The 8688-nt window shown below is 70.0% G+C and carries 7 protein-coding genes; 2 read left to right on the top strand and 5 right to left on the bottom strand.

Annotated elements, in window-relative coordinates:
- The 5 genes from QZ753_RS05920 to uraH form a co-directional block, all read right to left on the bottom strand.
- Positions 1-1426 (bottom strand): ABC transporter ATP-binding protein (locus QZ753_RS05920; RefSeq protein WP_294641847.1); only part of this gene is annotated, 1426 nt, incomplete at its 3' end.
- A 45-nt stretch (positions 1427-1471) separates the two neighbouring features.
- Positions 1472-2308, bottom strand: a complete 837-nt coding sequence (gene xdhC / locus QZ753_RS05915) for a xanthine dehydrogenase accessory protein XdhC (RefSeq protein WP_294641845.1) — start codon at positions 2306-2308, stop codon at positions 1472-1474.
- On the bottom strand, positions 2305-4707 hold the full coding sequence (gene xdhB / locus QZ753_RS05910; RefSeq protein WP_294641843.1) for a xanthine dehydrogenase molybdopterin binding subunit: 2403 nt from the start codon (positions 4705-4707) through the stop codon (positions 2305-2307). Before xdhB ends, xdhC begins: the two co-directional genes overlap by 4 nt.
- Positions 4707-6149 (bottom strand): xanthine dehydrogenase small subunit, encoded by a 1443-nt coding sequence (gene xdhA / locus QZ753_RS05905; protein WP_294641842.1) that lies wholly within the window; start codon positions 6147-6149, stop codon positions 4707-4709. The genes xdhB and xdhA overlap by 1 nt, the downstream gene beginning before the upstream one ends.
- Positions 6149-6520 carry a hydroxyisourate hydrolase gene (gene uraH / locus QZ753_RS05900; RefSeq protein WP_294641840.1) on the bottom strand — a complete coding sequence of 124 codons (372 nt, stop codon included), beginning with the start codon at positions 6518-6520 and terminating at the stop codon, positions 6149-6151. Before uraH ends, xdhA begins: the two co-directional genes overlap by 1 nt.
- 170 nt (positions 6521-6690) lie before the next feature.
- Here uraH and puuE point away from each other — a divergent pair, with 170 nt between their 5' ends.
- Both puuE and QZ753_RS05890 read left to right on the top strand, forming a co-directional pair.
- The gene (gene puuE / locus QZ753_RS05895; RefSeq protein ID WP_294641838.1) at positions 6691-8130 is read left to right on the top strand and encodes an allantoinase PuuE; all 1440 of its coding nucleotides are present in this window, start codon (positions 6691-6693) and stop codon (positions 8128-8130) included.
- A complete protein-coding gene (locus QZ753_RS05890; protein ID WP_294641836.1) occupies positions 8127-8624 on the top strand; it encodes an ureidoglycolate lyase in 498 nt (165 codons plus the stop codon). Before puuE ends, QZ753_RS05890 begins: the two co-directional genes overlap by 4 nt.
- Positions 8625-8688: the final 64 nt, after the last annotated feature.

The raw sequence follows: 8688 nt of genomic DNA, 5'->3' as shown, positions 1-8688 counted from the left end.
GTCCCTCGTTGAGGACAGCGATGCGGTCGCAGAGCTCCAGAAGCTCGTCGAGGTCCTGGCTGACGACGACGATCGCCGCGCCCCGCGCCGCCAGATCGATCATCGCCTGCCGAATGAAGCCGGCGGCACCCGCATCGACGCCCCAGGTCGGCTGCGAGACCACGAGCACGCTGGGCTCCTGGCCGATCTCGCGGCCCATGATGAACTTCTGCAGGTTGCCGCCCGAGAGGCTGCCTGCCAGCGCGCCCTCGCCCGTCGCCTTGACGGAAAAGGCGGAGATCACGCTTCGCGCGTAATCGCGCGCCGCCTTTAGGCGGATCAGGCCGCCGTGGCTGAGCCCCTTCCGCGCGCGCGCCGAGAGGATCGCATTCTCGGCGAGCGACAGGGCGGGCACCGCCGCGTGCCCGTTGCGCTCCTCCGGCACGGTGGCCAGCCCCTGCCGCCGGCGGGCCGACACACCCTGTCGCTCGACGCGGGCGCCGCCGATGGTGATCGCGCCGGACACGCCGTTCAGCTTTTCGCCCGACAGGACTTCCAGAAGCTCGTTCTGCCCGTTGCCAGCCACGCCCGCGATGCCGAGAATCTCGCCGGAGCGGACCGAGAAGGCGACGTCCTTCAGGCTGGTGCCGAAGGGCGGATCGCCGGGCGCGCTCAAGGCCTCGACGCTGAGGCGGGTCTCGCGGAACTGCCCCTCCGCCTTCGGCTTCAACGCCTTCAGCGAGCCGCCGATCATCAGCTCGGCCATGGACTTGGCAGTCTCCTCGCGCGGATCGCAGGAGGCGACGACCCGGCCGCCGCGCAGGATCGTCGCCGACGTGCACAGCGCTTTGATCTCGCCGAGCTTGTGCGAAATGTAGAGGATCGAGCAGCCCTCGCTCGCCAGCTGGCGGAGGACCGCGAACAGCGCGTCCACCTCCTGCGGCGTCAGCACCGAGGTCGGCTCGTCCATGATCAGGAGCTTCGGCTTGCCGAGGAGCGCGCGCACGATCTCGATGCGCTGGCGCTCGCCGACGGATAGTGTGTGCACCTCGCGATGCGGGTCGAGGCCGAGGCCGTAGGCCGTCATCACCTCGCGCACGCGCGCTTCGAGCTCGCGCCGGGGCGGCGGGTCATCCATGCCGAGCGCGACGTTCTCGAGAACCGTCATCGCCTCGAACAGGCAGAAGTGCTGGAACACCATGCCGATGCCGAGCGCCCGCGCCTCGCGCGGCGAGCCGACGCGCACCGGCCGGCCGTCGAAGAGCATGGTGCCCTCGTCCGCCTGCTGCACGCCGTAGATGATCTTGACGAGGGTGGACTTGCCCGCCCCGTTCTCGCCGAGCAGCGCATGGATGCGCCCCGGCTCCACGGAAAACGAGATGTCGTCGTTGGCGACGACGCCGGGGAAGCGCTTCGAAATGCTCCTCAGTTCAAGACGATGCGCCATGGAACTCCGACCGGCGGGACACCCGGTCCCGATATTGCACCGAGTTTACGCAGGCGCAAAGCCTGCGCAATCCTGCTCCATGTTTTGCCCAAGAAGTTGAACGACGAGCTCTGCGGCGACCATCGCGGCGATCACCGCCGGGCGCTTGTCGCGCACCGCCGAGCCGCCGATCGGCAGGACGAGCCGTCCGATTCGCTCCGCCTCGCCGCGCTCGGCGAGGAATCGGCGAAACTTCTCGCGCTTCGTCGCCGAGCCGATCATCCCGACATAGGCCGCATCCGTCCGCCCGAGCGCGGCGGCGCCGATCAGGAAGTCGAGACCGTGGTCGTGGGTCATCACGACGAAAGCGCTGCCGCGGGGTGCCCCGGCGATCTCGGCCTCGGGCATCGCCACGCGGCGGCGCTCGATGCCGGGCGGAAGCTCGGCGAGCCGGTCCGCCCGCGTGTCGATCACGAGCGTGCGCAGCGGCAGCGGGGCCACCGCGCGCGCCGTCGCCTGCCCCGTGTGGCCGGCGCCGAAGAGGTAGACATGCGGCCAGCCGAGGCGCGCCGTCTCGTCGGCCTGTTCCAGCTGTTCGAAGAGCGCCGCGGTGCCACGCTGGAGGCCGAGCACGACGCGGCCGCCGCAGCACTGGCCGATCGCGGGCCCGAGCGGAATGTCGAGCCGTCCCTCGCGCTCGCCGGCCGCCAGCATGCGCCGCGCCTCCGCGATCCCTTCCATCTCGAGCGCGCCGCCGCCGACCGTGCCGAAGACGCCGGACGCCGTGACCAGCATCGCGGCCCCGGCCTCGCGCGGCGTCGAGCCCTCGGCACGCTCGACCCGCACCACGATCGCGGGATCGCGCGCGGCCAGCGCCGCCTTGAGATCGGCCAGCAAGCTCAAGCCCCCCGCACCGCCTCGACGGCGGCGAGGATGCGCTCGGGCGTTGCCGGCGCGTCGAGATCGGGGAAGCGGCGGCGGTCACCGGCCGCGCAGATCGCGTCGCCCAGCGCAGAGAAGACCGAGAGCGCCAGCATGAAGGGCGGCTCGCCGACGGCCTTGGAGCGGAAGATCGTGTCGGCCGGATTGCGGCCCTTGTCCCACAGCTTGACGCGGAGGTCGTCCGGCCGATCGTTGGCGGTCGGGATCTTGTAGGTGGAGGGCGCATGGGTGCGCAGCCGCCCCGCCTTGTCCCACCACAGCTCCTCCATGGTCAGCCAGCCCATGCCCTGGATGAAGCCGCCCTCGACCTGGCCGAGATCCAGCGCCGGGTTCAGCGAGCGGCCGACGTCGTGGAGGATGTCGGCCCGCAGCAGCCGGTTCTCGCCGGTCAACGTGTCGATCACCACCTCCGAGCACGAGGCGCCGTAGGCGAAGTAGTAAAACGGCTTGCCGCTCGCCGTCTCCCGGTCGTACGCGATGCCGGGCGTCGCATAGAAGCCGGTCGAGGAGAGCGAGACGCGGGCGAGATAGGCCTCGCCGACGAGGTCGCGGAAGCGCAGTTCCTTCTGGCCGATCCGCACCTTGCCGGGACCGAAGACTACGGCCTCGCGCGCCACGTCGTAGCGCGAGACGGCGTAGTCGATCAGCCGCTCCTTGATGGTGCGCGCGGCAGCCTGCGCGGCCATGCCGTTGAGGTCGGAGCCCGACGAGGCGGCGGTGGCCGACGTATTGGGCACCTTGGCGGTGGTGGTCGCGGTGATCTTCACGTCCGCGACGTCGATCTGGAACTCCTCGGCGACGACCTGCGCGACCTTGGTGAAGAGGCCCTGCCCCATCTCCGTCCCGCCGTGGTTGAGATGGACCGAGCCGTCTTTGTAGACGTGGACCAGCGCACCGGCCTGGTTGAGATGCGTCGTCGTGAAGGAGATGCCGAACTTCACCGGCGTCAGCGCGAGCCCCTTCTTGAGGATCGGGCTCGACGCGTTGAAGGCCTCGATCGCCCGGCGCCGCGCGCGGTAGTCGCTCGACGCCTCCAGCTCGCCGACGATCTCGGCGATCACGCAGTCCTCGACCGCCATGAGGTAGGGCGTATGGCCGGGTGTTCCCTCGCCCATTGCGGCGTAGAAGTTGCGCCGGCGCACATCCAGCGGATCGAGCTTCAGGTCGAAGGCTATGCGGTCCATCGCCCGCTCGATCGCCACCATCCCCTGCGGCCCGCCGAAGCCACGGAACGCGGTGTTGGAGACCGTGTTGGTCTTCAGGCGCCGCGAATGGATGTGCGCGGCTTTCAGATCATAGGCGTTGTCGGCGTGGAACATCGCGCGGTCTGCGATCGCCCCCGACAGGTCCTTGGAGTAGCCGCAGCGCACCACGTGGCGGAACTCGGCGCCGAGGATGCGGCCCTCGCCGTCGTGGCCGATCCGGTAGTCGGCACGCATCTCGTGGCGCTTGCCGGTCATCTCCATGTCGTCGTCGCGGTCGAGCCGGCATTTGGCGGGCCGCCCCGTCTTCACCGCGACCAGCGCGCAGACGGCCGCAAACAGTGCCGGCTGCGATTCCTTGCCGCCGAAGCCGCCGCCCATGCGCCGCACCTCGATCGTGACGGCATTGTCCGGCCGCCCGAGGGCCTTTGCGACATTGTGCTGGACCTCGGACGGATGCTGCGTCGAGGAGCGCACGAGGACGTCGCCGTCCTCCAGCGGGATCGCGGTGGCGATATGGCCTTCGAGATAGAAGTGGTCCTGCCCGCCGGTCTCGACGCGGCCCTCGATCCTGTGCGGCGCGTCTGCGATCGCGGCTTCCGCATCGCCGAGCCGCATCTCGTGGGGCGGCAGCAGGTCCTCGCCGGCCTCGTCTGCGACGGTCAGCGCCTCGTCGATCGTGATCGCCGGCGGGGCCTCGGCATACTCGACCTTCGCAAGCTCTGCCGCCATGCGCGCGGTGCGGAGGTCCGCCGCCGCCACCGCGAAGAGCGGCTGGCCGACATAGTGGACCCGGCCCTCCGCGAAGATCGGATCGTCGCCGAAGACCGGCGAATAGTCGTTGATGCCGGGAATGTCCCCGGCGCCGAGCACACAGACGACGCCAGGCGCCGCGCGCACCGGATCGAGATCCATCGACAGGATCGCCGCGTTGGCGCGCGGGCTCATGGCGATGAAGACCTGGAGCGTACCGGGAAGCTCGGGTTCGTCGTCGGTGTAGCGCGCCTCGCCCGTCACGTGCTTCACGCCGCTGTCGTGGCGGATCGGCTGACCGACGCCGCCCTTCAGTCGGGCGCGGGGTGCCGGCGGCGCCTCGTCGAGCGCGGCGGGATCGACCGTGCCGGCCTCGCCGCGGTCCTGGATGCGGGTCTCGTCCATCACGCGACCTCCGAAATCCGCGTGGGGACGCCCGACAGCTCGAGCCGGAAGCGTTCGAGACAGGCGGCCGCGGTCTTGAGGCGATAGTCTGCCGTCGCGCGCATATCGCTGAGCGGCTGGAAATCGTCGGCCAGCGCCGCCACGGCATCCCTCACCGCCGCCTCGTCGAAGGGGCGGCCGACCAGCATCGCCTCGGCGGTGAGCGCGCGCTTCGGCGTTCCCGCCATGCCGCCGAAGGCAAGCCGCGCGCTCGCGACGCGCTCGCCCTCGAAGCCGAGCTTGAAGGCGGCGAGGACGGCCGAGATGTCGGAATCCATGCGCTTGGAAATCTTGGAGGCCGAGAAGCGCTCGCCCTCCTTCAGGAGCGGAACCTCGACGGCGACCACGAACTCGCCCTCGCGGCGGTCCTGTTTGCCGTATTCGAGGAAGAAGTCCTCGAGCGGCAGCCGCCGCACCGCCTCGCCCTGCCGCAGATAGAGCGTCGCGCCGAGCGCGATCAGCACCGGCGGAAGGTCACCGATCGGCGAGCCGTTGGCGATGTTGCCGCCGACCGTCCCGGCGTTGCGCACCTGATATCCGGCGAAGCGGCGCATCACCTCGCCGAGGTCGGGATGCAGCTCGGCCAGCCGCGCGCGGGCGTCGGCATGGGTCACGGCGGCGCCGAAGAACAGGCTTTCCGGCCCCTCCTCGATATGGCGGAGGTCGTGAACGCGCGACACGTCGATCAAGGTTTCGAAGCTGCGGTGCTGCTTCGTCACCCAGAGGCCGACATCGGTGGCGCCGGCCACCAGCGTCGCCTTGGGGTGGGCGGCATAGGTGTCGGCAAGCTGGTCGACGTCGGCGGGCGAAAGCCAGGTCGCACCGGCCGCCTCGTAGCGGAAAAGATCGTCGCCGCGAAGCGACTGCAGAGCCTCGGAGCGCAGCGCGTCCTCGGGTCCGGTGTCGGGCACCGGGACGGCCGCGACGTCGAGCCCCGCGTCGACGATCGGCCCGTAGCCGGTGCAGCGGCACAGATTGCCCGAGACGACGTCCTTGACCGACTGCCGGTCGGTGAGCGCACCCGTGCGCCATCCGGCGTAGAGCTGCATCACGAAGCCCGGCGTGCAGAAGCCGCACTGGCTGGCGTGATGCTCGACCATCGCGTCCTGCACGGGATGAAGCCCGCCGGCCGACGCCAGATGCTCCACGGTCTCGACCGAGCGCCCGTGCAGCGCCGGAAGGAACAGGATGCAGGCGTTCAAAGCCCGCCGCTTCAGGCCGCCCTTCCCGTCGGGCTCCTCGACCATGACGGTGCAGGCGCCGCAATCCCCTTCCGCGCAGCCTTCCTTGGTGCCGGTCAGGCGTTCGGCGGGACCGCGCAGGTACTGGAGAACCGTGGTGGTAGGGGCGAGCCCCTCCACGCTGCGCTCCTCGCCGTTCAGGATGAAGCGGATCGGCGCCATCAGCTTCCCCGATAGGTCGAATAGCCGAAGGGCGAAAGGAGGAGCGGCACGTGGTAGTGGCGGTCCTCCGAGATGCCGAAGCGGATCACGACGTCGTCGAGGAACTTCGGCTGGTCGAGCTCGACCCCTTGCGCGTCGAAATACGGGCCGCAGAAGAAGGTGATCTCGTACGTCCCGTGGCGGAAGCCCTCGCCCTGCATCAAGGGCGCCTCGCAGCGCCCGTCCTCGTTGGTGCGCCCTTCGCCGACGAGGTCCCGCCGCTCGCCCTCCAGCCGGTGGAGCACGAGTTCCAACCCGCGCGCAGGCGTGCCGCGGGCCGTGTCCAGAACATGCGTCGTCAGCCGGCCGGAGCCGGGGGGCAATGGTGGCATCGTGCGAGGATCCGTTCCGTCTCGATCGTCCGGTGCGCCAGTCTGCACCCGTTCGCGACGCCCCGTCCAGCGGAAAGGTTGGAACGCTTCGCGCCGCCGCCGCCTTGGCAAGCGCGCCGGCAAGCGCGTATCCAGAGCTTGCGCTTAGCGTCACGATCGAGGGCCGTCCGATGACCAGTTCCTACCCCCGCGACCTCCGCGGCTACGGCCGCAACGCTCCGGACCCGCAGTGGCCGAACCCCAACGGCAGCGGCGCGGCGAAGATCTGTGTCCAGTTCGTGGTGAATTACGAGGAGGGCGGCGAGAATGCCGTGATCCACGGCGACAAGGCGTCCGAGGCGTTCCTGTCGGAGATCGTGGGCGCCGCGCCCTGGCCCGGCCAGCGCCACATGAACATGGAATCGATCTACGAATACGGCGCGCGCGCCGGCTTCTGGCGCCTCTGGCGGCTGTTCACCGAGCGGCAGATGCCGGTCACGGTCTACGGCGTCGCCACCGCGCTGGAGCGCAGCCCCGAACAGGTGGCCGCGATGCACGAGGCCGGTTGGGAGATCGCCTCGCACGGGCTGAAATGGATCGACTATCGCGACCACGCGGCCGACGCCGAGCGCGCCGACATGGACGAGGCGCTGGCGCTCCACGAGGCGGTGACGGGCGAGCCGCCGCTCGGTTGGTACACCGGCCGCTCCTCCGAGCACACGCTGGAACTCGCCGCCGAGCGCGACTTTCTCTACGTCTCCGACGCCTATGCCGACGACTTGCCCTACTGGCAGGAAACGCGCATCAAGCCGATCCTCGTCCTGCCCTACACGCTCGACACCAACGACATGCGTTTTGCGACGCCGCAGGGGTTCAATACGGGCGAGCAGTTCTACACCTACCTCAAGGACGCCTTCGACGCGCTCTATGCCGAGGGCGAGGCGGGCGCGGCCAAGATGCTGAACGTCGGCCTCCACTGCCGCCTCGTCGGCCGTCCCGGTCGCTCGGCGGCGCTGGAGCGCTTTCTCGACTATGTCCGCTCGAAGCCCGACGTCTGGGTCGCCACACGCGCCGACATCGCCCGCCACTGGCGCGCCCGCTTCCCCTATCGCGAGACGATCAGCCCGCACCGGCTGGAGCGGGCCGTGTTCCTGGAAATGTTCGGCGGCATCTACGAGCATTCGCGCTTCATCGCCGAGCGCGTCCTCGATCGCGGCCTCGGGCCCGCCAGCGACACCGCGGAGGGACTGGCCGCCGCGTTCGCCGTCCAGTTCCGCCGCGCAAGCCGCGAGGAGCGGCTCGGCGTCCTGCGCGCCCATCCCGATCTCGCCGGGCGTCTTGCGCTCGCCGGCGACCTCACGTCCGATTCATCGGCCGAACAGGCGTCCGCCGGCCTCGACCGCCTGACGCCCGACGAACTCGCTCGGTTCACCGACCTGAACGCCCGCTATCAGGCGCGCTTCGGCTTCCCCTTCATCATCGCCGTGCGCGGCCGCTCGAAGCACGACATCCTCGCTGCCTTCGAGAGCCGCGTGTCGAACGACGCGGAAACCGAGTTCCGCACGGCGACGGCCGAAGTCGAGCGGATCGCCCGGTTGCGGCTCGACGCGATTCTCGGAAGCGCCGCATGAGCCTTCGCACCCTCCGCGCCGTGCCATTGACGGCGGACGCCTTCCGCCCGTTCGGCGAGGTGATCGAGCCCGACAACTGCACCGAGATCCGGCTCATCAACAACGGCACCACGACGCGCTTCCACGACATCGCGCCGGTGGACGTGTCGTCCGGCGGCGGCCACGCGCTGATCTCGATCTTCCGCGGCAAACCGTTCGACCTCCCCTTCCGCGTCGAGATGCTGGAGCGGCATCCGCTGGGCAGCCAGGCCTTCATGCCGCTGGAGGGCCGCCCCTATCTCGTGGTCGTGGCAAGCGATGCGGACGGGCGGCCCGGCGAGCCCGTCGCCTTCATGGCGAGCGGCGCGCAAGGGGTTTCCTATGCACGCGGCACCTGGCACCACCCGCTGGTGGCGCTCGGCGAGCGGTCCGACTTCCTCGTCGTCGATCGTGGCGGCTCGGGCGTCAACCTGGCCGAGTACGTGCTGGACGCGCCGGTTCTCGTCGAGGGCTGAACCACCTCGCGCTTGACGCGGCGCAATGTCGCGACATGTCCGACGGGTCCGGCAGGGTTCACGG

The organism is uncultured Aureimonas sp. (assembly GCF_913775355.1).
Classification (GTDB): domain Bacteria; phylum Pseudomonadota; class Alphaproteobacteria; order Rhizobiales; family Rhizobiaceae; genus Aureimonas.
Note: the sequence above shows the minus strand (reverse complement) of the source record. Positions and strands in the feature narration are given on the sequence as shown.